Below are 21,841 nucleotides of genomic sequence, written 5' to 3'. Positions count from 1 at the left end.
GTCTCGGGTCGAGTCAAAGACCAAAGGTCTCGCTGTAGGCGACAACACGGTTGCGTCCGGAGTGCTTACTCGCGTAAAGGGCCTCGTCAGCGCGCAACATCAGGTCGTCCACATCGGTCGCCATGCTCGGGTAAGTGGCATAGCCGATGCTGACCGTGGTGGTGAGCGCGCCCTCCCGCGCGTCGATCAGGGTGTTGGCGATCATCCCTCGGATGCGCTCGCCGGCCTCCCGCGCCGCTTGCTCCGTCGTATCGGGTAGGAGCAGGATGAACTCGTCGCCACCGTAGCGGGCGACCAGGTCCGCGCTGCGGATGCTCCGGCGGATCCCCTCGGCGACCGCGCGGATGACCTGATTGCCGACGCTGTGGCCGTAGCGATCGTTGACCTCCTTGAGGTTGTCCGCGTCCACCATCATCAGACCGAAAGGGCGTTCATGCAGCACGGCGGCCTGTTTGTAGCGGGCGAGGGCGGCCGAGAAGGCGCGCATATTGGGCAGGCCGGTGAGGTCGTCGGTCTCCGAGAGGCGCTGCGCGAAGTTGCGCGAAAAACGCATATCCGAGGCGATCAGCGAGGTGACATAGGCGACCAAGGCAACGGGCGCGAACAGCAGCATCAGGCGACTGAAGGTCGAGTATGCGAAGAGCTCGGTTCCGTCGATCGTATAGGCGGCGAACAGATAGAAGCTGGCGATGAGGCCGACCTCGAGGAGCGTGATGAGTTTGCCGAGCGTCAAGGCGCTGAAGACGATGACGAGCAGGAAGAGGCTGATCAGCGGGCTGTCGACCTTGCCCGTGTGCCAGACCACGAAGGCGGTGAAGGCCAGCATGGCCCAGGTCTCGATCGTGAGCTTCCAGCGCGCCGGCAGGGTGAAGAGGTTCAGGTAGCGGAAACCCAAGATGAACACGGCGAACACGGCGATCGCGGCGGCGATGCCCAGGGTCTGCTCGACCGGCTCATCCGGCAACACCAGGTAGACCAGCACCAGGACCAGCAACAGCCATTCGATCTCGGCGAGGGTTCGATTGAAGCCGGTCAGCTCGATCGGATCCGGCGCTGCGACATCCCGCTTGTTCATATCTGATCGTCCCGCCGACGGCTCGTTTGGTTCGCGATGGTTCGAAGGAGGCTATTCTAAATCGCTCGAAACCGGTTCCTCGCGGACGCAATGTGCTTTGCGGTCACCCGCTCTCGAGGCTTGGTCCGGGCATGCATGTGCGGGGCGACCTCCCGGAGGCGGACCGATTTCCCCTCAATCTCAATTGTCATTTCGCATTGCAGGGAATGTGGTCGAGCCTTGTGGTTGACTCGGATGCCCCTAGATTCGTCTCGTCGGGCGAACCGGAACAACCATTCGGTGAGCCCCGTATCAGCAACCCAACTCGATCGAGGATACAAGCCCATGTCCATGCGCCTCTCCACCCTTGCCACTGCTGCTCTCCTCGGTGCCATGCTGGTCGCCGGCTCCCTCATGACGGCCCAAGCCGGTGAAGGTTGCACCAAGGATAAGAACAAGGACAGCGGAACCTCCGCCGCCTACCCGACCCAGATCCGGCAGCTCTGAACCGCATTCTTGCGTCTGTGAATCGTTCGAGGCGGGGCAACCTCGTCTCGATCGGTAGCGTCGGCGAGACGCGGTTCAGGATTTTTTTGATTCAACTTCTTGAACCGCGTCACTCCGATCTCCTGAACTTGTCCCGACAACCAGTCAGGCCAGGCTCCGCGCATACCCTGCCGAAGCGCAGTTCAAGTCAGAACCGACCGCGAATATATTTGAGCGCACGGCTGATCGGAAGCTCGATATTCGACGGACCGTTGCGGATAATGAACAACTCGCGGTTCTTGTCATCGTGCAGAAATGCCGGCGTGTCCGCACGCTCGCACTCGACCGCTCCCACGCGACGATCCTGCAGATCGTAGAGATCGAAGCGCACGAACCGCGCATACTCGGCCCCGATATGGTGGTTCAGCAGGTTTTTGAAGTGCAGCCTGCACTTGTCCTCGTTCTCGAACTTGTCGGCCGCCAAGCCCAGCACGGTTCCGTCGTCCGACACGCCGAGCAACAGGATTCCGCCTTCCGAATTCAGAAAGGCCGCGACGGCCTTCAGCCAAGCCATCTCGATCTCCCGACCCGTCACCTTGCTGTGCAGGTTCATGCGCATGGTGGATTTAAACTCCAGATGCGTACTTTCGCCCGAGGTGATCAGCTCGCGCAGATCATCCTCGGCGCGATGCCGGTCGATGCCGAGCTTGGGCATGTCGCGCAGTTGGCGGTGGTACTTGCGCACCACCAGCGTCGTCATGACCAGGCTCGCGACCAGGATGCCGAGTACGGTGAGGGCAACGATATGCCACCGGCTCCGGAGGATTGCGAGGGTCTCGGAAACAGGAAGGACCACGCCGGACCAACCGCCCGAGATGTCCTCGGTCAGCGGTCTGAAGCCGCCCCACCACTGAACGCCCGAGCTGGTGAAGCGGATCAGACCCTGTGACGGGCGGCCCGCAAGGTTCCAGGCCGACACGGCATCGAATGCCAGCGGGCCTCCGGGCGTGAGGTGGGCCGAGAAGAAGCCGCTGGCCCGTTCCGGATCAGGCGCGCGTGCGTTCTCCTCGGGAAGATAGACGCCGCCCGCCCCGCTGAATAGAAAACCGCGTCCTTCGGCCGCGACGGCGTGTCGCTCGATGCTCTCCACGATCGTCTGGATGGTGACGTCCAGGGCGGTCACCCGCAGTTGTCCGGATTGCATCCAACCCAAGGATGCCGTGAGTCCGGGGACCTGGCTCGACTCGAAGACATAGGGTCGGGTCCAGAGCAGTGTGCCGGGTCGCTCGGCCGCCGAGCTGAACCAGGGGCGTGTGCGCGGGTCGTGCTCGGTTGCCTCGTCGCGCGTCTCCTGCTCACGCAGCTCGGCGTCCCACCGCGTGATGCGCACCGGCTGTCCCGTTCCGGAGTCGCGCATGCGACTGAGCCAGCCGTCGCCGTCGCGGCGCAGAAAATACTCGGCGCCGTCGGCCGAGGCATCGATCGCGCCTGCGATCTGGCCCATATGCGCGAGGATCGGGGTCAAGCGTTGATTCAAGGCCCCCTCGTCGGCCGGGGTCAGACCGGCGGCGGCGAGACCGTCGCGAATGATCAGGAGCTGCTGCTCGACCGGCACCAAGAGACCGCGGACCTCGTCGCGAACCAGTGCGGTTGCGGCCTCGATGCGGCTTTCGGCCAAATCTTCCTTGATGAGGTTGATCAGCAGGATATTGATGGCCACCAATAGGCCGACGGTCAGGAGCACCAGCAGCATGAGGTCGCGCAGGAGCCGCGAGCGGACTGGACCCGAGGAGGTCCGCAACAACGAGAAGGGCGTCATGGGGAGGCTTTGAAACGGCTCAAAAATAAGTCAAACAACGCGACGAGAGAAGACCTTTGCCATGGCTATCGTTGTCGTTGTCGTAATCGTAATCGACAACGACAACGACTCGATTCGGTGCTCGACTTATTTCCGACACGTGACGTCTTTTCCCGAGAGGCGGTATGGCGTTTGGAATCCGGCGACACGCAATCGCGCGAAATATCCCGGTCCTGTGAGTATAGTAACCCCGCCCGCACGGGGTGATCTCGTGCTCAGGTCGTGCGGAACACGGCGACGAGGCATGTCGACCGATCCTCCAGGCAAAGAGACAGGAGATGCCGATGTCCGAGATTCATTACGACGCTCATCCCTCGATGTTGCGAATTCGACCTTTTTCGACCCCATTGATGATCATCCTGTTGCTGGCGGGGATCCTGTTCGCCGTGATGGGTCCGGCATTGATCCCGGTTCCACTGCCCGAGCCGCTCGACGAGCGGAGCGTCAAGATCGCCGGCCTGGTCGTCGCCGGGCTCGCCTTGCTGCAGCTGTGCATCTGGTGGTTGGCCACCCGCTCCGACCATCTCGTCATCCGCGACGACGAGCTGGTCTGGACCCACGGTCTCCTGAGCAAGAGCTACACCGAGATCAAGCTCTCCTCGGTCCGCACGGTGCGACTCCATCAAAGCCTCCTGCAACGCATTCTGAATGCCGGCGACATCAAGATCTACACCTCCGGCGACGATCCTGAGCTCATCGTCCGCGGCCTGCCGAACCCGAGTCGACTGCGCGAGCTGATAAAACGTCTCTGAACTGAACCGCGTCCGCAGCCCATGATGCGGTTCGAGCGGGGTTGGGCGTCGAGGTCACCAACGACGTCGTCCCTGACGCGGTTCAGAATAAAAAATGAAAATTCTGAACGGCGTCTCCCGTGTCTGTGGTCGATCCACTAAGGCGATTTCCGGGAATGATCATCCCGGCCGTGCGTGTTGCCAATGCTTACCGGGCGACTAAAGTCGCCCCTACATGTTGGTCGATGCTTTCCCGGAAATCACCTAACCACTAACCACTAACGTGCCGGAGCAGGAACTGGGTCAGCAAGGCGACCGGTCGTCCGGTCGAGCCCTTTTCCTTGCCGCTCAGCCAGGCGGTACCGGCGATGTCCAGGTGTGCCCAGCGGTAGGCTTTGGTATAGCGGGCGAGGAAGCAGGCGGCAGTGACGGCGCCGGCCTCGCGTCCGCCCACGTTGGCCATGTCGGCGAAGTTGGTGTCGATCTGCTGCTGGTAGTCGTCCCACAAGGGCATCCGCCAGGCGCGATCGGCGGCGGCTTGGCCGGCCGCGAGGATCTCCTCGGCGAGATGATCATCCTTGGTGAAGAGGCCGGAGGCATGCTTGCCCAGGGCGATCACGCAGGCGCCGGTCAGGGTGGCCAGATCGATCACCAGCTCCGGGTCGAAACGCTCGCTGTAGGTGAGGGCATCGCAGAGGATGAGTCGACCTTCGGCATCGGTATTGAGGATCTCGATGGTCTGGCCGGACATGCTGGTCACGATGTCGCCGGGTTTGTTGGCGTCCCCGTCGGGCATGTTCTCGGACGAGGGGACGACGCCGACCAGGTTGATCGGCAGGTTTAGCTCGCAGGCCGCGAGCATGGTCCCGAAGACGCCGGCGCCGCCGCACATGTCGTATTTCATCTCGTCCATGTCGGGGGCCGGCTTGATCGAGATGCCGCCGGTGTCGAAGGTCAGGCCCTTGCCGACCAGCACGACCGGCTTGGCGTCGGGCTCGCCGCCGCGGTAGTGCATGACGATCAGCTTCGCCGGTTGGCGGCTCCCCCGCGAGACCGAGAGGAGGGCGCCCATCTTGAGCTCCTCCATGTCGGCCTCTTCGAGGATCTCGGTCTCCAGACGCTCGTAGCGCTCGCCGAGCTCCACCGCCTTCTCGGCCAGATAGGTCGGGGTGCAGATGTTGCCGGGCAGGTTGCCTAGCTCCTTGGAGAGTGTCATGCCGGCTGCGATGGCGCTGCCGTGTCGGATCGCCTGCTCGGCGCTCGGCGCGTCGGCCTTCTCGGAGAGCCAGATCTCGAGACGCTTCAGCGGTGTCTTGGGTGCCTGCTTGTCGTCTTTCTTGGTCAGGGTGTAGCGATAGGTCTTGTCCTCGGCGGTGGTGACGAGGTCGCGCACGGCCGCATAGAGGTCGAGCCCGTCGGGACCGAGCTCGGGCAAGGTGCAGAGTGCGGCGCCCGCATGGGTCTGCTGGAGTGCGGCCACGGCCCCGACCAGTGCCTTGCGATAGTTGTCTCGCCCGAATTCCTTGTGTTTTCCGCATCCGACCACGAGGACCCGCTCGCTGGCCAGACCGGGCAGGTCGTAGAGCATAAGGGTTCCGCCGAGTCGACCGTCCATGTCGCCCTTCTTCAACAGCTCGGACAGGCGACCGCCGGTGGCGAGATCGAGCGTGGCGGAGGGTCCGGCGAGCTTGCGCCCCTCGAAGATCCCGATCAGGATACAGGGCGTCTTGAGTTGCGCGATCTCGCCGGTCTTGATTCTGAATTCCATCATCGGACTCCTGTTGAAGGGCCTGGGTGAGAGCGGGTTCTAAAACGACGCATGTCGCTCTGGACGCGGTTTAGGCCGGTCGGTCGCGACGCGGCGCGCTGCCGATGGTCGACCGCCTACGGATCTGGTGCTTTTGATGTCGAATAACGAGTCTACCGGAAGAGACCGCGCGGTCGAAGCCCGTCGGCGGGGCGGCGTCGCGGGTCCGTCGCGACGAGCCGGGTCCGCCGCCGGGGCGGCCTGCGGCCGCGCCCCGGCAGCGGCGCAAGGCCCGACGCCGTGATCATCCTCGAACGCTATCTGGCGCGTGCCGTCATCGGCGGGACCCTGCTCACGCTCGGGATCCTGCTGCCGCTGCTCGGTTTCTTCATCCTCGCCGACGAGATCGACGCGGTCGGGGTCGATGGTTATGGCCTTGCGGATGCGCTGGTCTTCATGGCCTTGAGCCTGCCGCGCTATGCCTATCAGGTCTTTCCCATCGCGACCCTGATCGGCGCCTTGATCGGCCTCGGGGCCTTGGCGAGCCGCTCGGAGCTGGTGGCGATGCGGGCTGCCGGCTTCTCGGTGGCGCGGATCATTCGGGCCGGCCTGCTCGGCGGAGTGCTGCTGGCGGCGCTCGCGGTGGTGGTCGGGGAGGTCATTGCGCCGGTTGCCGAGCAGCGCGGCCTCGAGCTGCGCCGCCAAGCGCTCTCCGGCGATGTCGCTCAGCAGACCGCTGACGGTTTTTGGGCCATCGACGGTCGTGCCTATGTCAACATCCGCGAGATCGCCTCGCCGACGCGTCTGCGCGACATCTTCATCTACCAGTTGGACGCGGATGCAGGCTCCCTGGTCGCGACCCACGCGGCGGGTGCGCGCTACAGCAAGGCGGGTTGGGTGCTGGAAGACATCGCGCGCAGCCGGGTGAGTGCGGCGGGGGTCGAGGTGGAGCGCATGGAGCGGGCGGAATGGAGCTCGATGCTGGATCCGGGGCTGCTCAAGGTCGTGGTCGTGGATCCGCAGGTGCTCCCGGTTTGGGGGCTCTACAAATACATCCGCTTCATGACGCTCAACAAGCAGGATGCCGGAGCCTACGAGGTGGTCTTCTGGGGCAAGGTCCTGCACCCGATCCTGACGCTTTCGATGATCTTCGTGGCGATTCCGATCATTCTCGGATCGGCGCGCACCACGGGGCTCGGTCCGCGCATCTTCGTCGGTGTCTTGGTCGGCATCCTCTATTATCTGGTCAGCCGCACCTTTGCATTCGTCGCGCTGCTGTTCGGGTTGAACCCGCTGGTCGCGGCGATCATGCCGCCGCTGTTGTTCATCACCGGGTCCTTGTTCTTGCTGCGTCGGGTGGGTTAGGGACAGCGCCTCAGGGTTTCTTGGTTTTCCCGGATGGCAGGAGCATCACCAGCCGAGTGTGCGAGTGGCGGTCGTGCCAGGCCAGACCGTCTCGGTCGATCAGGCTCCACCAGAGGCCGAGTCCGGCCGGCAAGAGGCTCAACAGGGCCCAGCCGAAGCGCTTGAGTGCATCGCCCCTGTTCAGGTCCTCGCCGTCGTCGCGGATGACGCGAAACCGCCAGGCGCGCATGCCGAGGGTTTGACCGCCGTGCGTCCAGAAATAGACGTAGAAGGCGCAGATGACGATCGCCAAATAGACCTGCATCAGGGCCAGATGAAGCGGATGCTCGTTCGGCGAGGCACCCGTGAGGCTCGTGTAGGGGATCACGATCAGCAGGACGGCGAACATCAGAACGCCGAGCAACAGCACGCTGTCATAGAGCAGGGCCCCGATGCGGCGCAGCAGGGATGGGGTCTTGGCAAGGCTGATATCGAGGTCCATGGTGTCCTTAAACCGCGCCCGGCGCGGTATGCGATGTTTTTGGATGGGATCGGCCCCGGCAGACGTGACGAGCGTTGGAGTCGGCGCGGTTTAAGATATTAAGAAATATATTATTTTAAACCGCGTCTCCGCTAAGGGCTGTGGATGCGTCAACCGTCGAGCTCACTCGAAGACCGGCATTTCGCTCCGGACGCGGTTTAGGTTTTTGGATTTTTCACTGAAACCGCGTCGAGGAAAAGGCCTCCTACGGGCGCGAGGCCGGCCCTGACTCAACGTTGTTTTTTTCACTGCGGACGCGGTTTCATGCGGCTCTCCGTCAAATCTATCCTGTTCGTCCTGTTGCGGCGGGTTCCCATGCCCGTGATCGCGATCCTCGTCGGCCTTGTCGTGGGGCTTGCGGTATGGGTGCTTCTCGATCAGGTGCAGAGCCGTCAGGTCGACAAGATCTTCGAGCAGGAGCTCCAAGCGCAGCTCGACCAGCGTGCACGCGAGAGCCTGATTCGATTCGACCGTTATCTCTCCAACTACGCGGCAACCACGCGCCTGCTCGCCAACCACCGCCGCCTTTCCGAATATCTCGAGCCGCTGTTCTGGTTCGAAGACGACACCGCCGCTCCCGTCGTCTACAAGGAGTTTCGCCCGCATTGGCTCCCGGATTTCTTCGATCGCGAGGCGCTGAGCCCGCCGAGTCATGTGCTGCTCACCGATCCGCAGGGTCGTGTTCGAGAGGTCTTTCAATCCGGCAACGATCCGTTGCCCGAGGAGATCGCGGCTCGGATCCCGACGCGCTTGCTCAACGTGCGCGAGGTACGCTCGGTCATCGAGCGGTTCGGCGACGGACTTTACTTGCTCGGCAGCGATGCTGTCGAGGATGCCGGCGGTTATGCGATGGGGCATCTGGTGGTTCTGGTGCCCGTGGACGACGCTTTTCTGGCCTCGTCCCAACGCGGCGTCTATGTCGGGCGCGCCGCAGTGGCTTTGGTGGACGGGGCCGATCAGCGGATCGTCGCGAGCGTGGACTCCGAGATGCTGGTGCCCGGAAGTCTGCTCTCGGACTGGACCGAAAGCTATCTGGTGACCTCCCAGTCCATGGCGGAGTACGAAGGCGCCGACTCCAGTGTCCTGTTTGCGACCTTTGTTCCGCATGCCGCGGTGGAGAAGATGTCGCGGCATGTCCGTATCTTCGAGCGCCGGCAGCGCGGGATCGCCGCAGCGGTCTACATCCTGGTCTTTACCGCGGTCATCTATCTGGTGTCGTCGCGACTGAACGCGGTGCTCAAACGCATGACGCGGTTCTCGCAGCGTGCGCTCGGTATTCCGGAGCCCGGGTTTCACCGCGACGGTAACCAATTGCTCTTGCTCGAGGAATGGATCCAGCATTTCACGCAGCTGGTGCTCAAGGCGCGCGAAGAGATGAGCATCAAGCATCAGGCGGAGATGCGCGAGAGCGAGGCGCTCAAGGCGGCCGTCATGGAGGCGTCGCTGGATGCGATCGTGACGCTCGACCACGGCGGTCGGATCATCGAGTTGAACCCGGCTGCCGAGCGGATGCTGGGGCTCGATCGCGGCGAGGCCGCGGGAACCGTCTTTGCCGAACGTTTTCTGCCCGAGATCGCACGCCCCGCCTTTCAGCGACTCCTCGACCGCTCGCGCCACCTGCACCGCGAGCCGCAGGGCCGCGGCGAGCTGGTGGCGCTGCGCTCGGATGGCTCGGAGATCCCGGTGGAGATCTCGATCGTCCCGATCGACCTGGAGTCCGAGCGCTTCTATACGCTCTACATCCACGATATTACGGCGCGCAAGCAGGCCGAGCGCGAGATCAAGAGCCTCGCGCGGTTCGCCAGTGAAAGCCCGAACCCGATCCTGAGGGTGACGGGCGACGGCCTGATCGTGTATGCCAATCGAGCCAGTCGCCCCTTGCTGCAGGCCTGGGGTGCGGACCCGGGCGAGTGTCTGCCGGAGGATTGGCGCGATGAGATCGCCGTCGCGCTCGACAGCGGCGAGCCCCAAGAGCGGGAGCAGGAGATCGCGGGCCAAGTCTATTCACTGCTGTTCGCGCCTATCCGGGATCTCGGCTATCTCAACATCTATGCCCGCGACATCACCGCGGTGCGCCGTGCCGAGCAGGAGGCCCGCCAGCATCAGGCCGAGCTGGTGCATGTGTGCCGACTCAGCACCATGGGCGAGATGGCCACCGGCATGGCGCATGAGCTCAATCAGCCGCTCTCGGCGATCGTCAACTATGCCAACGGCTGCAGTCGGCGTCTGCAGAACGCCTCGTCGAAGACCGAGGATCTGGTCGGCGCCATGGGCCAGATCACGGTGCAGGCGCAACGCGCAAGCGAGATCATCCGTCGCCTGCGCGCCTTGGTCGGCAAGCAACCGCCGATCCGCACCGACTCCGATCTCAATCATCTGGTGCGCGAGGTGTGCTCCTTCGTCGAGTTCGAGACCGCGCGGCTGGCACTGCAGATCGAGCTGGATCCGGGCGCCCATCCGATCCCCGTCAATGTCGACCTGGTCCAGATCGAGCAAGTGTTGCTGAACCTGGTTCGCAACGCGATCGATGCCCTGCATGAGTCGCCCGAGGAGCGTCGCCGTCTGACTATCCGCACCCGGGTGGAGGGGGGGCAGGCCATCGTCGAGGTCGAGGATACCGGCCCCGGAATCACCGCGGATCGCATCCTGCACCTCTTTCATCCCTTCTTTACGACCAAGGAGGGCGGAATGGGCATGGGCTTGGCGATCAGCCAGACCATCGTGGAGAATCACGACGGCCGCATCTGGGCCGAATCCGAGCCCGGAACGGGCTCGACCTTTTACGTCTCGCTGCCGCTCGCGCAGGCCGACACGCCCGACGCGACGGTCGCGGGTAAATCCGAGCTCTTGGAGAGCCTGACATGACCAACGACGCAACCGTCTTCGTGGTCGACGACGACCAAGCCATGCGGACCTCTCTGCAGTGGCTGATTGAATCCACCGGCATGTCGGTCCAGACCTACGAGTCGGCCGACGTCTTTCTCGCGAGCTATTATCCGGGGCGCGCGGGCTGTCTTCTGCTCGATGTTCGGATGCCCGGGATGAGTGGCTTGGAGCTTCAGAGCCACCTCGCGCGCGAAGGCTATCGACTGCCCGTCATCATGATCACCGGACACGGCGATGTTTCGATGGCGGTCAAGGCGATGAAGGCGGGGGCGGTCGACTTCATCGAGAAACCGTTTCACGACGAAGACCTGCTGCGCAGCATTCGGCGCGCACTCGACTACGACGAGAGACACCGTGCCGACCAGGCGGCACGGGCCGATATCGCGACGCGGCTCGCCGAGCTGACGCCGCGCGAGCATGAGGTCATGGCGATGGTTACGGACGGCAAGTCGAACAAGGATATTGCCGCCGCGCTCGGCGTGAGCGCCAAGACGGTCGAGGCGCATCGCGCCCGCGTCATGGAGAAGATGCGGGCCGACTCGCTTGCCGAGCTGGTGCGGATGGCCTTGATCGCTTCGGCGGACGGGCCCGCCGTACGCTGAGATCGGAGAGGTTTGCTCGGAAGTCGTCCGAGCCTCAAAATAGCCGATCTTCAATGATTCGCCGGAGTATGTTTGATGTCCGAAAAGGCCCCCTGGATTACCTTCCGACCCGAGCTGAAGGTGCTCGATTGCACCGTTCGCGACGGGGGGCTGGTCAACGCCCACCAGTTCGGCGATGACTTTGTCGCGGCGCTTTATCGCGCCTGTATCGACGCCGGCATCGACTACATGGAGATCGGCTACAAGAACTCGCCGCGCGTCTTCCCGAAGGACACGTTCGGTCCTTGGCGCCACTGCGACGAGGCCGATCTGCGTCGCGTGGTCGGTGACCACGATCCCGAGGCATCCGGACTGAAGCTGGCAGTGATGGCCGATGCCGGCAAGAGCGATTGGCAAACCCAGATCCAGCCGGCGAGCGAGAGCGTCCTCTCGATGATCCGCGTCGCCTTTTACGCCCATCAGGTGTCCGAGGCGGTCGAAATGATCCGCCATGCCACCGAGCTCGGCTACGAGACAACCGCGAACCTGATGGCGGTCTCCAACATCTCCGAGACCGAGATCGATACCGTGCTCGAGGCCATCGCCGAGACGCCGGCCAGCACCATGGTGATCGTCGACAGCTTCGGATATCTCTACCGCGAGCAGATCGACCGGCTCTACCGCAAATACACCGCGGCACTCGAAGGGACCGGCAAGGAGATCGGCATCCACGCCCACAACAATCTCCAACTGGCCTTCGCCAACACCATCGAGGCCATCATCCTGGGCTGCAACCGGGTCGACTCGACCATCTTCGGCTTCGGGCGCGGTGCCGGAAACTGCCACACCGAGCTGCTGCTCGGTTTCTTGCGCAACCCCAAATTCAACGTCCGCCCCATCATCGAGGTCATCCAGAACCGCATGCTGCCGCTGCGCAAGGAGCTGGATTGGGGTCCGTCGGTCCCCTACAACATCACCGGGCAGCTCAATCAACACCCGCGCTCCGCGATCGAGTGGCGCGAGGGGGCGACGCCGGATGACTATTTGACGTTTTACGATAAGGTTGTTTCGGAGATTTGAGGGTTTGGGGGGAAGGGTTCGGGGTTCAGGGGGTAGGGTTCAGGGTTCAGGGTTCAGGGGCAGGACGGGAGAGGGCGTCGACCCTCTCGAATGAACTTTGTCACCTGATGATCCTTTAGGCCACTGAACCCCGGGGCACCAAACTCCAAATCCGACCCCCGAACCCGAACCCGAACCCGACCCCGACCCCGACCCCGACCCCGACCCCCGACCCCCGACCCCCGACCCCCGAACCCGACCCCCGAACCCCGACCCCCGAACCCCGACCCCCGACCCCCGGAGACCGCCATGTCCGACGAAGCGACCTTGAGCGTGGGCGACGCGACCTATCGTTTCCCGATCATCGAGGGAACGGAGGGGGAGCGCGCAATCGATATCCGAAACCTGCGTTCGGAAACGGGCCTGATCACCCTTGATCCCGGATTCGGCAATACCGGGAGCTGCCAAAGCGCCATTACCTTCATCGATGGCGAGCAGGGGATCCTGCGCTACCGAGGCATCCCGATCGAGCAGTTCGAGGCGGCGCCGAACTTCGTCGAGGTTGCCTGGCTGCTGATCTTCGGCCATCTGCCGAGCCCGGAGGAATACGACGCCTTCGCCGCCGATCTGACCGGGTGCGCGAACCTCGACGAGGGGATGAAGCACCACTTCGAGGGTTTTCCGCGTGCCGCGCCGCCGATGGCCATCCTCTCGGCCATGATCAATGCCCTATCCTGTTTTCATCCGGAGATCTTCGAGCTTCAGGACAAGGCGTCGGTGCGGATCGCTGCGGCCGGACTCATCAGTAAGATCCGCACCATTGCCGCTTACGCCTATCGCCACTCCAGAGGGTTGCCTTATATCTATCCGGATCCCAAGCTGAGATACGTGCCGAACTTTCTGCACATGATGTTCTCCCAGCCCTTCGAGCAGCATGTCTGCGATCCGGTCGTTCGAGACGCGCTCAACCTGATCCTGTTGCTCCACGCCGATCATGAGCAGAACTGCTCGACCTCGACGGTGCGTATGGTCGGCTCGAGCCAGGCCAATCTCTTCGCCTCCTGTGCGGCGGGCGTCTGCGCGCTGTGGGGGCCGCTGCACGGCGGAGCGAACGTCGCGGTGCTCGAGATGCTCGAGCAGATCCATCAGGGACAGATGACCCCGGACGACTATGTTCGGCTGGCGAAAGACAAGGACAGCAAGGTCCGATTGATGGGGTTCGGGCACCGGGTCTACCGGAATTTCGACCCGCGTGCGCGCATGCTGGCAAACGTCGCGGAGCGACTCCTGCCGCAGCTCGGGGTCAAGGATCCGCTGCTCGACATCGCGCGTCGGCTCGAGGAGATCGCGCTCGAAGATCCTTACTTCATCGACCGGCAGCTCTATCCCAACGTGGACTTTTACAGCGGCATCATCCTGCGCGCGATCGGAATTCCGGTGAACATGTTTACGGTCATGTTCGCGATCGGGAGACTGCCCGGTTGGATCGCCCACTGGTGGGAGCAGGAGCAGACGCCCGGCAACAAGATCGCCCGGCCGCGTCAAATCTATGTGGGGCCGCAAGAGACCGATCGCGTGCTGTTGAGCGAGCGACGCTGATCCGCGACGCGAGTCGGGCGGAGTGCGCGCACCGGACCGCGCGGCGCGGACTCAGGCGAATTCCGGAAACCTTCATCCCAAGGGCGTAGGTCGTGCCGAGCCGTGCGGGGCACAACCAACCGTCGGCGCACGTTGTGCTTCCTATCGTCAGCACAACCTACAAGTATGGAATCGTGCGGAAATCACCTCAAAGATGGAGGTGCCGAGCCTCCATGTCGTCCTCGGCGTGCTCCCACATCTGCTCGAAGTCGGCACGCAGCCGATGGGCCTCCCGTCTCCCGTGCATATCGGCGACGCCTTCGCTGCCTTCGGCGAATGGACGTTTGAGGTAGGCGTGGCGGTCGCCGATCAGAAAGGCATCGGGACGATCCGTGGCGTCGTCGGCAAGGCGCCGGATCGCGATCCTCGACGTCAGACGCTGAGCCAGCCTGACGATGCGGTTTCCGGTTTGGTTGCGTCTGTCGGCATGGCTCAAGAGGATTCGTACGGGAGAGTCCGGTCGTGCGAGCGCAAGCCTCTTCACGGCATCGATGAACTCTTGGGTGTTGTACAGATCGAGGTCGAGCGTACGTTCGAACACAAGCAGCTCGCTTCGCGACGCTTGAGCGATCGCAATCCCCGCGTCACGAATCGCGCCTCGCGTTGCGAGCATTCCGAGGCCGGGCTGGTGGCGGGACCCATTCATGTCATTGCGCTCCTGCCCGACGTCCCGTGCATCGATGCCTTCCGGGTCCGGTCGGGAAAACACGTCGCTCCGTGTCCGGAGGTGGAAGTTGCTAAATAGCAACAGGGTTCGTCGATCGTGCGCAGGCCAGGTCGCTGCTGGGTTCGAGGATCGCTTTTCCGTCCGTTGTTGTGGTATTCGGGAAGCGGTCGTTGCAAATATGTTTCGCGCGGCGAAAAAAGTTGCACTTTTGTGCCTGTTGTAGGCTAAAATGTCGTTGTCCCAAGTGCGGTCTGTCTATGCTGTCCGCGCCTAATCTTAATCGATGAGCTGAAGTAAGACGGCAGACCCGCGGCGAACGAGCGATCCAAAGACGATGATGTTGCTTTTTCCTGACATGTCTTCCGCCTAAGGCCAAAGCCAAAGCCAAAGCCAAAGCCAAAGCCGACGCTAGAATCATCATCCATCCACCTGAACAGGAAACCAAAAGATGCGCAAACAGAAAAAGACCTCAAGGCTGGCCGCGCTCGCAGCCCCGCTCGCGATGGCTGTCACGTTGGCCGCTCCGCTGTCGGTTCAGGCCGACTACAACTACGAGCACTTCTGGTCCGCTCAGCCCGTCGGCACGGCTTGGGTGACCAGCTACGGTGAATGCTGGCAGAGTCTGCACGGCGCCAATGACTTGGAGCCCTGCGTCAAGGCTGCCGTGGTTCCGAAAGAGTTCACGGTCCGCTTGAACTTCGAGTTCGACAAGTATGAGATGGCCAACGTCGTCAACGATGCCGAGCTGCAACGCTTGGACGACTACATCACCCAAGTGAAGGCGACGCCGGTCCGTGAAGAGATCGCGCTTGTCGGTCATACCGATGCGAAGGGCTCGGACGAGTACAACATGGCGCTCGGCATGCGTCGTGCGGAGTCTGTCCGGAACTATATGATCAGCAAGGGTATTCCTGCGAGCGACATCGTGTCGGTCACAAGCGAAGGCAAGCGCAACATGCTGCCTGAATACGACATCTTCTCGGTTCAGCAGCGCCGTGTGAGGATCCTCGCCGAGTACGAAGGCAGCTGACGCTCCGCCGTCCCCGCGGGGTTGTGTCGATCTCCCGGTCACATGCCGGGGGGTTGATCATCCCCGACGCCGTTCGAAGTCCCGCACGTGCCCCCTGTTTAGAACCGCACCGATCACTTGCGTGACCGGTGCGTTAGGGTCCAATAAGCCTCATCCCCCCGACCGGGGCTTATGGGAGGGCCGTTCACGTCTCGACGTGAGCGGCCTTTTTTATTGTCCCATCACTCAGATTTCGCGCGCAAGCCGCGCGGCATCCCCGAGATAGGTTGCGGGTGTCAGTGCCGCGAGCTCGGCCTTCGCCTCTTGCGGGATCTCCAATCCGTCGATGAAGACCTTCAGCGCTTCCGGTCCGATGCGCTGCCCGCGCGTCAGCTCCTTGAGCCGCTCGTAAGGGCGATCGACCCCGTAGCGCCGCATCAAGGTCTGGATCGGCTCGGCCAAGACCTCCCAGTTCGCATCCAGATCGGCCGCCATCCGTCCCGGATCGGCCTCGAGCTTCCCGATCCCGCGCAGCGCCGACTGTATTGCGATGCTGGTGTGGGCGACGCCGACGCCGAGGTTGCGCAGGACCGTCGAGTCGGTGAGATCGCGCTGCCAACGCGAGATGGGCAGCTTTTCCGCGAGATGCCGCAGGATGGCGTTCGCGATCCCGAGGTTGCCTTCCGCGTTCTCGAAGTCGATCGGATTGACCTTGTGCGGCATGGTCGAGGAGCCGACCTCGCCCGCGACGGTACGCTGCTTGAAATAACCGAGCGAGATGTAGCCCCAGAGGTCGCGCGAGAGGTCGATCAGGATGGTGTTGAAACGCGCCACGGCGTCGAACAGCTCCGCCATGTAATCATGGGGCTCGATCTGGGTCGTGTAGGGGTTCCAGGCGAGCCCGAGAGACGCGACGAAGTCGCGGGTCAAACCGGGCCAGTCGACCTCCGGATAGGCGACGCGATGGGCGTTGTAGTGGCCGACCGCGCCGTTCATCTTGCCCAGCAGCGTGACCTCGGCGACGCGATCGCGCTGGATGCGCAGTCGGTGGACGAGGTTCGCCATTTCCTTGCCGAGCGTCGTCGGCGTGGCCGGCTGGCCGTGGGTGCGCGAGAGCATCGGCTGATCGGCATAGCGATGCGCCAATCCCCGGACGGCCGCGATGACGGCGTTCATCTCGGGCAGCAGGACCTGCTCCCGCCCGGCGCTCAGCATGAGCCCGTGGGCGAGATTGTTGATGTCCTCCGAGGTACAGGCGAAGTGAATGAATTCGCTGGCCGCGTGGAGTTGGGGATGTGCTGCGACCCGCTCCTTCAGGAAATATTCGACCGCCTTCACATCGTGATTCGTCGTCCGCTCGATCTCCTTGATGCGTTGCGCATCCGCGACGCCGAACTGCTCGGCGATGTCGTCGAGCAGCCGGTCGGCATCGGTCGAGAAGACCGGCACCTCCGGGATTCCGGGGTGCCGCGACAAGGTTTGCAGCCAGCGGATCTCCACCAGCACCCGGTAGCGAATCAGCCCGAATTCGCTGAAGATCGGCCGCAGATCGGTCGTCTTGGCGCCGTAACGCCCGTCGACGGGCGAGATGGCGGTCAGGCCGGTGAGATCCATCGCCATCGGATCAGGCCGCGAGCCGACGCAGGACGTAGGGCAGGATCCCGCCGTGCCTGTAGTAGTCGATCTCGTTCGGGGTATCGATCCGCACCTTGGCCTTGAAGGTCTTCACCGAGCCGTCGGGCGCCGTCGCACTGACGGTGACCGATTTGGCCTCGGCGTTCTCGAGTCCGGTGATGTCGAACTGCTCGGTCCCGGTCAGGCCCAGCGCTTGGGCGTTGTCGCCCGGCAGGAACTCGAGCGGCAGGATGCCCATGCCGACCAGGTTCGAGCGATGGATGCGCTCGTAGCTCTCGGCGATGACGGCGCGCACGCCCAAGAGACGTGGTCCCTTCGCGGCCCAGTCGCGCGAGGAGCCCGATCCGTATTCCTTCCCGGCGATGACGATGACCGGCGTCCCCTCGGATTGGTACTTCATTGCCGCGTCGTAGATCGACATCTCCTCGCCGCCCGGCTGATGCAGGGTCACGCCGCCCTCGGTGCCCGGGGCCATCAGGTTGCGCAGTCGGATGTTGGCGAAGGTGCCGCGCATCATCACCTCGTGATTGCCGCGTCGCGAGCCCAGGCTGTTGAAGTCCTTGGGATCCACGCCCTTCTCGATCAGATACTTGCCTGCCGGTGAGTTGGGCTTGATGGAGCCGGCGGGGAGATGTGATCGGTGGTGATGGAGTCGCCGAGCACGGCCAGGCAGCGTGCGCCCGCGATGTCCTCGGCCGGGGCCACGTCCAGCGTCATCCCGTCGAAATAGGGCGGGTTGCGGATGTAGGTCGAGTCGATCGGCCAGGCGTAGGTCTGGCTGGCGACCACCTCGATCGACTGCCAGCGCGCATCCCCGGCGTAGACGTCCGCGTAAGCGGAAGTGAACTCATCGACGGTGACGTTCTCGGTGATGGCCGCGTTCACCTCGTCCCGGGTCGGCCAGATGTCTTTGAGATAAACCGGTTGGCCGTTCGGTGCGGTCGTCAGCGGATCCTTGTAGGGGTCCAGATCGATCCGTCCGGCGATGGCGTAGGCGACGACCAGCGGCGGGCTTGCCAGATAGTTCATGCGCACCTCGGCATGGACCCGGCCCTCGAAGTTGCGGTTGCCCGAGAGGATGGACACGGCGCAGAGGTCATGGTCCGCGATGGCCTTGGAGACCGGCGCGGGCAGCGGGCCGGTGTTGCCGATACAGACCGTACAGCCATAGCCGACGTTGTGGAAGCCCAGTGCCTTGAGCGGCTCGGTGAGGCCGGCGCGATCCAGATAGCGCGTCACCGCCATCGAGCCCGGGCCGAGCGAGGTCTTCACCCACGGTGCGGCCTTCAGGCCCAGTGCCGCGGCCTTCTTCGCAACCAGGCCGGCGGCGAGCATGACGCTCGGGTTCGAGGTATTCGTACAGGAGGTGATGGCCGCGACCACGATGGAGCCGTCGGAGATCTCGACCTCGTGCCCGTCCATGACCGCCTTCGCAGGACCCTTGCTCGGGATGTTGCGTTCCTTCTTAAGCGCGGCCAGCGCCGCCGGGAAGTGGCTTGCCATCTCGGTGAGCGGCACACGATCCTGCGGGCGCTTCGGGCCGGCGAGCGAGGGCACGACATCGCCCAGATCCAGCTCCAGGGTCTCGGAATAATCGGCCTCGGCGGCGTCGGCCGTGTGCCAGACGCCCTGCGCCTTGCAGTAGGCCTCGACCAAGGCGATCTGCGCCTCGTCGCGACCGGTCAGGCGCAGATAGTCGAGCGTGACCTGATCGACCGGGAAGAGACCGCAGGTCGCGCCGTACTCGGGCCCCATGTTTGCGATGGTGGTGCGCTCGCCCATCGGCAAGGTCGCGATCGCCGGGCCGTAGAACTCGACGAATTTGCCGACCACGCCGTGCTTGCGCAGCATGTCGACGATGGTCAGGACCAGGTCGGTCGCGGTGACGCCTTCACGCAGGGTGCCGGTCAGCTTGAAGCCGACGACCTTGGGGACCAGCATCGACACCGGCTGGCCCAGCATGGACGCCTCGGCCTCGATCCCGCCCACGCCCCAGCCCAGGACGCCGATCCCGTTGACCATGGTGGTGTGGGAGTCGGTGCCGACACAGGTGTCGAAATAGGCTTGGGTGCGGCCGTCGAGCGGATTGGGGAAGATGACGCGCGACAGATATTCGATGTTGACCTGATGGACGATGCCGGTGTCGGGCGGAACCACCTTGAAGCCGTCGAGCGCCTTCTGACCCCACTTCAGAAACTTATAGCGCTCCTGATTACGCTGGAACTCAAGCTCCGCATTGAGTGCGAAGGCATCGTTCGAGCCGAAATGATCGACCTGGACCGAATGGTCGATGACCAGCTCGGCCGGCTGGAGCGGGTTGATCTTGCGCGGATCGCCCCCGAGCGCCTTCATTGCATCGCGCATCGCCGCAAGGTCGACGACCGCCGGCACACCGGTGAAATCCTGCATCAGCACGCGGGCCGGGCGGTACTGAATCTCTTTGGAGGGCTCGGCCTTCGGGTCCCAGTTGGCCAGGTCCTCGATGTCGGAACGGGTGACGGTGACCTCGTCCTCGTTGCGGAGCAGATTTTCCAACAGGATCTTCAGCGAGAAGGGCAGGCGGGCGCTGCCGGGGACGGCGTCGAGCTTGAAGATCTCGTAGTCCGTGCCGGCGACGTCGAGTGTGGCTTTGGCGTTGAAGCTGTTGGTCATGCGGTGCTCCGGGTTCGGCGAACAGGTTGGGCCCGATTCTAGCGGCCAAGCCGGTGCGGCGCTATATGCTGCGGTGCAGTACGTTCAGGCATTCGGGTTGGCGGTGCGGTCGGCCAGGCTGTTGAGGTAGCGGCGGGCGTCGGCGAGGATCTGCTTGTTCTTCATGAGCAGTTGCCAGCGGGTACCGCCGACCTGCCGCCACAGCATGGCCGAGCGGATGCCGGCGAGCAGCAGAGCGCGCACCCGGTTCTGGTTGTCGGGATTCTGCAGATGCAGCGGGTCGCCGCGGACGATGATGCGTGGCTCCAGGGTGCTGAGGGTGTCGGTGTAGATCGCCGCGAGATGGGCCAACATGTTCGGATGCAGGAGTGCAAAGTGCTCCTGCTTTGCCTGTGCCGCCTCGATGCCTTCGCCGACGCGCGCGAGGAGGTCGGGGCGTCCCGCAAGGGCCCGCTCCAACTTCATCAAGAGGACCACGTAGCGGGTCAACTCCAGGTTGCGCTCCGGCTTGCCGGTGAGCTGGGCAATGATCTGTCGTGCGCCGTTCGCGACCCGTCCCGGCTCGCCGAAGACCGTACCCACGTCGTCGGCATTGACCTGCAGGAGGCTGTAGATACAGGGCTCCATCGCGTCGGTGTCGGCCGAGCCGGAGCGGGCGACGCGCATGACACAGTTGACGGCCTGATAGATACCGGCGAGGGCGATGAGGCGGTCGAGATTGTCGTGGGGCATTCGGCTGGTGATCTCCTGAGGGATGTGACGGTCATTTGAACCCGAACCGTGCGGTTGCGCCAAGTGCCGGTTCTCGATGCGGCTCAGCGCCATCCGGCGTCGATGATCGCGCCGCCGAGACAGACGTCGTCGCGGTAGAGCACGACCGATTGCCCCGGCGTGACGGCGCGCTGCGGTTGGTCGAACCAAATCCGGCAACCCGACTCCCCGGCCTCCACGACCTCGCAGTGCTGCAGGGGCTGGCGATGGCGTAGACGGGCCAGGCACCGAAACGGCGGGGCTTGCGGCGGTACTCCGGCGATCCAATGCGGCGCCGCCGCACGCAACCCGGAAGACATGAGCAGCGGATGGTGCGTGTCTTGAACCAGCACCAAGGTGTTGCGCTCGGCGTCCTTCGCGGCGACGAACCAGGGTGCCTCGCGACCGCCGTGAATGCCGCCGATGCCGAGTCCCTGGCGTTGCCCGACGGTGTAGTAGGCGAGGCCCCGATGCTCGCCGATCGCAACCCCTTCGGTGGTCTCGATGGGGCCGGGCTCGCGCGGGAGGTAGCGGGCGAGGAAGTCCCGGAAGCGCCGCTCGCCGATGAAGCAGATCCCGGTGCTGTCCTTTTTCTCGGCATTGGCGAGTCCCAGACCCCTCGCGATCTCCCGAACCTCGCGCTTGGTCAGGTCATGCAGAGGGAAGAGCGCGCGCTCCAACTGAGATTGATCGAGCAGATGCAGGAAATAGGTTTGATCCTTGTCGGGGTCGGCGCACAGATCCAAACGCGCGCCCTGCGCATCGCATGTGACCCGTGCGTAGTGGCCGGTGGCGATGAGGTCGGCCCCTAGGTCCAGGGCGTGCTCGAGGAAGGCGGCGAACTTGATCTCCCGGTTGCACAGCACATCCGGGTTGGGGGTGCGCAAGGCCCGATATTCGCTCAGGAAGGACTCGAAGACGCGATCCCAGTATTCGGTCGCAAAGTTGACGGTATGCAGCCGGATCCCGAGCCGTTCGGCGACCGCACGCGCGTCGGCCAGATCCGCGGCGGCGGCGCAGTAGCCGGGATCGTCGTCCTCTTCCCAGTTCTTCATGAAGAGGGCTTCGACCATGTAGCCCTGCGCAAGCAGTCGATGGGCTGCGACGGCCGAATCGACACCGCCGGAGAGGCCGACGATCACGCGGGTCGAGCGGGGCTTTTGCAGTCTGGCGGTCATCCCGTGATTGTATAACGAGCGCGCG

Annotated in this window: 16 protein-coding genes and 1 pseudogene; 8 read left to right on the top strand and 9 right to left on the bottom strand. The window is 63.7% G+C overall.

Annotation, left to right across the window (positions count from 1 at the left end; genetic code table 11):
• Window positions 1-13: 13 nt before the first annotated feature.
• Window positions 14-1,075 carry a GGDEF domain-containing protein gene (locus KFB96_RS11565; RefSeq protein WP_213461472.1) on the bottom strand — a complete coding sequence of 354 codons (1,062 nt, stop codon included), beginning with the start codon at window positions 1,073-1,075 and terminating at the stop codon, window positions 14-16.
• A 324-nt stretch (window positions 1,076-1,399) separates the two neighbouring features.
• Between KFB96_RS11565 and KFB96_RS11560 the strand changes: the two genes are divergently transcribed.
• Entirely contained in the window at window positions 1,400-1,561 is a 162-nt protein-coding gene (locus KFB96_RS11560; RefSeq protein WP_213461470.1) for a hypothetical protein, read from the top strand.
• A gap of 187 nt (window positions 1,562-1,748) precedes the next feature.
• Here the strand turns inward: KFB96_RS11560 and KFB96_RS11555 are convergent, their stop codons facing one another.
• Window positions 1,749-3,359 (bottom strand): helix-turn-helix domain-containing protein, encoded by a 1,611-nt coding sequence (locus KFB96_RS11555; protein ID WP_213461468.1) that lies wholly within the window; start codon window positions 3,357-3,359, stop codon window positions 1,749-1,751.
• Window positions 3,360-3,748: 389 nt separating this feature from the next.
• On the opposite strand from KFB96_RS11555, the gene KFB96_RS11550 reads away from it, so the two are divergent.
• Window positions 3,749-4,150 (top strand): PH domain-containing protein, encoded by a 402-nt coding sequence (locus tag KFB96_RS11550; protein ID WP_300971601.1) that lies wholly within the window; start codon window positions 3,749-3,751, stop codon window positions 4,148-4,150.
• A 250-nt stretch (window positions 4,151-4,400) separates the two neighbouring features.
• On the opposite strand, the gene KFB96_RS11545 is transcribed toward KFB96_RS11550, so the two are convergent.
• A complete protein-coding gene (locus tag KFB96_RS11545; protein ID WP_213461464.1) occupies window positions 4,401-5,897 on the bottom strand; it encodes a leucyl aminopeptidase in 1,497 nt (498 codons plus the stop codon).
• Between the two features lie 279 nt (window positions 5,898-6,176).
• On the opposite strand from KFB96_RS11545, the gene lptG reads away from it, so the two are divergent.
• Window positions 6,177-7,241, top strand: a complete 1,065-nt coding sequence (gene lptG / locus KFB96_RS11540; protein ID WP_213461462.1) for an LPS export ABC transporter permease LptG — start codon at window positions 6,177-6,179, stop codon at window positions 7,239-7,241.
• Window positions 7,242-7,251: 10 nt separating this feature from the next.
• Here the strand turns inward: lptG and KFB96_RS11535 are convergent, their stop codons facing one another.
• The gene (locus KFB96_RS11535) at window positions 7,252-7,722 is read right to left on the bottom strand and encodes an RDD family protein (RefSeq protein ID WP_213461460.1); all 471 of its coding nucleotides are present in this window, start codon (window positions 7,720-7,722) and stop codon (window positions 7,252-7,254) included.
• 303 nt (window positions 7,723-8,025) lie between these two features.
• Between KFB96_RS11535 and KFB96_RS11530 the strand changes: the two genes are divergently transcribed.
• The 4 genes from KFB96_RS11530 (at window position 8,026) to KFB96_RS11515 (ending at window position 13,886) form a co-directional block, all read left to right on the top strand.
• Entirely contained in the window at window positions 8,026-10,626 is a 2,601-nt protein-coding gene (locus KFB96_RS11530) for an ATP-binding protein (RefSeq protein WP_213461458.1), read from the top strand.
• Window positions 10,623-11,249 (top strand): response regulator FixJ, encoded by a 627-nt coding sequence (gene fixJ / locus KFB96_RS11525; protein ID WP_213461456.1) that lies wholly within the window; start codon window positions 10,623-10,625, stop codon window positions 11,247-11,249. The genes KFB96_RS11530 and fixJ overlap by 4 nt, the downstream gene beginning before the upstream one ends.
• A 75-nt stretch (window positions 11,250-11,324) precedes the next feature.
• A complete protein-coding gene (locus KFB96_RS11520; protein WP_213461454.1) occupies window positions 11,325-12,308 on the top strand; it encodes an aldolase catalytic domain-containing protein in 984 nt (327 codons plus the stop codon).
• A 288-nt stretch (window positions 12,309-12,596) separates the two neighbouring features.
• Complete coding sequence (locus KFB96_RS11515; RefSeq protein WP_213461452.1) at window positions 12,597-13,886, top strand: citrate synthase; 1,290 nt, start codon at window positions 12,597-12,599, stop codon at window positions 13,884-13,886.
• 187 nt (window positions 13,887-14,073) lie between these two features.
• Here the strand turns inward: KFB96_RS11515 and KFB96_RS11510 are convergent, their stop codons facing one another.
• On the bottom strand, window positions 14,074-14,571 hold the full coding sequence (locus KFB96_RS11510; protein ID WP_213465875.1) for a hypothetical protein: 498 nt from the start codon (window positions 14,569-14,571) through the stop codon (window positions 14,074-14,076).
• A 469-nt stretch (window positions 14,572-15,040) separates the two neighbouring features.
• On the opposite strand from KFB96_RS11510, the gene KFB96_RS11505 reads away from it, so the two are divergent.
• Window positions 15,041-15,622: an OmpA family protein gene (locus KFB96_RS11505; RefSeq protein ID WP_213461448.1), complete on the top strand. Its 582-nt coding sequence runs from the start codon at window positions 15,041-15,043 to the stop codon at window positions 15,620-15,622.
• A 225-nt stretch (window positions 15,623-15,847) separates the two neighbouring features.
• Here KFB96_RS11505 and purB read toward each other — a convergent pair whose 3' ends face one another.
• The 4 genes and pseudogenes from purB to mnmA all read right to left on the bottom strand — a co-directional run bounded on the left by purB (window position 15,848) and on the right by mnmA (window position 21,816).
• Window positions 15,848-17,221, bottom strand: a complete 1,374-nt coding sequence (purB, locus tag KFB96_RS11500) for an adenylosuccinate lyase (protein WP_213461446.1) — start codon at window positions 17,219-17,221, stop codon at window positions 15,848-15,850.
• 4 nt (window positions 17,222-17,225) lie between these two features.
• A pseudogene (acnA, locus tag KFB96_RS11495) lies at window positions 17,226-19,888 on the bottom strand (aconitate hydratase AcnA).
• A gap of 84 nt (window positions 19,889-19,972) precedes the next feature.
• The gene (gene hflD / locus KFB96_RS11490) at window positions 19,973-20,620 is read right to left on the bottom strand and encodes a high frequency lysogenization protein HflD (RefSeq protein WP_213461443.1); all 648 of its coding nucleotides are present in this window, start codon (window positions 20,618-20,620) and stop codon (window positions 19,973-19,975) included.
• A gap of 83 nt (window positions 20,621-20,703) precedes the next feature.
• Window positions 20,704-21,816 (bottom strand): tRNA 2-thiouridine(34) synthase MnmA, encoded by a 1,113-nt coding sequence (gene mnmA / locus KFB96_RS11485; RefSeq protein ID WP_213461441.1) that lies wholly within the window; start codon window positions 21,814-21,816, stop codon window positions 20,704-20,706.
• Window positions 21,817-21,841 lie beyond the last annotated feature (25 nt).

Origin of the sequence: Thiocapsa sp., assembly GCF_018399035.1 — a bacterium.
GTDB lineage: Bacteria > Pseudomonadota > Gammaproteobacteria > Chromatiales > Chromatiaceae > Thiocapsa.
The sequence above is the reverse complement of the archived record's forward strand: the minus strand, read 5'-3'. Positions and strand labels throughout refer to the sequence as shown.

What these genes read in the sequence shown, in the direction of transcription:
- KFB96_RS11555 (WP_213461468.1), bottom strand. Translation starts at nt 3,359, where the DNA reads ATGACGCCCTTCTCGTTGTTGCGGACCTCCTCGGGTCCAGTCCGCTCG.
- KFB96_RS11560 (WP_213461470.1), top strand. Translation starts at nt 1,400, where the DNA reads ATGTCCATGCGCCTCTCCACCCTTGCCACTGCTGCTCTCCTCGGTGCC.
- purB (WP_213461446.1), bottom strand. Translation starts at nt 17,221, where the DNA reads ATGGCGATGGATCTCACCGGCCTGACCGCCATCTCGCCCGTCGACGGG.
- KFB96_RS11550 (WP_300971601.1), top strand. Translation starts at nt 3,749, where the DNA reads ATGATCATCCTGTTGCTGGCGGGGATCCTGTTCGCCGTGATGGGTCCG.
- KFB96_RS11505 (WP_213461448.1), top strand. Translation starts at nt 15,041, where the DNA reads ATGCGCAAACAGAAAAAGACCTCAAGGCTGGCCGCGCTCGCAGCCCCG.
- fixJ (WP_213461456.1), top strand. Translation starts at nt 10,623, where the DNA reads ATGACCAACGACGCAACCGTCTTCGTGGTCGACGACGACCAAGCCATG.
- KFB96_RS11510 (WP_213465875.1), bottom strand. Translation starts at nt 14,571, where the DNA reads ATGAATGGGTCCCGCCACCAGCCCGGCCTCGGAATGCTCGCAACGCGA.
- KFB96_RS11520 (WP_213461454.1), top strand. Translation starts at nt 11,325, where the DNA reads ATGTCCGAAAAGGCCCCCTGGATTACCTTCCGACCCGAGCTGAAGGTG.
- mnmA (WP_213461441.1), bottom strand. Translation starts at nt 21,816, where the DNA reads ATGACCGCCAGACTGCAAAAGCCCCGCTCGACCCGCGTGATCGTCGGC.
- KFB96_RS11545 (WP_213461464.1), bottom strand. Translation starts at nt 5,897, where the DNA reads ATGGAATTCAGAATCAAGACCGGCGAGATCGCGCAACTCAAGACGCCC.
- KFB96_RS11535 (WP_213461460.1), bottom strand. Translation starts at nt 7,722, where the DNA reads ATGGACCTCGATATCAGCCTTGCCAAGACCCCATCCCTGCTGCGCCGC.
- KFB96_RS11515 (WP_213461452.1), top strand. Translation starts at nt 12,597, where the DNA reads ATGTCCGACGAAGCGACCTTGAGCGTGGGCGACGCGACCTATCGTTTC.
- KFB96_RS11565 (WP_213461472.1), bottom strand. Translation starts at nt 1,075, where the DNA reads ATGAACAAGCGGGATGTCGCAGCGCCGGATCCGATCGAGCTGACCGGC.
- KFB96_RS11530 (WP_213461458.1), top strand. Translation starts at nt 8,026, where the DNA reads ATGCGGCTCTCCGTCAAATCTATCCTGTTCGTCCTGTTGCGGCGGGTT.
- hflD (WP_213461443.1), bottom strand. Translation starts at nt 20,620, where the DNA reads ATGCCCCACGACAATCTCGACCGCCTCATCGCCCTCGCCGGTATCTAT.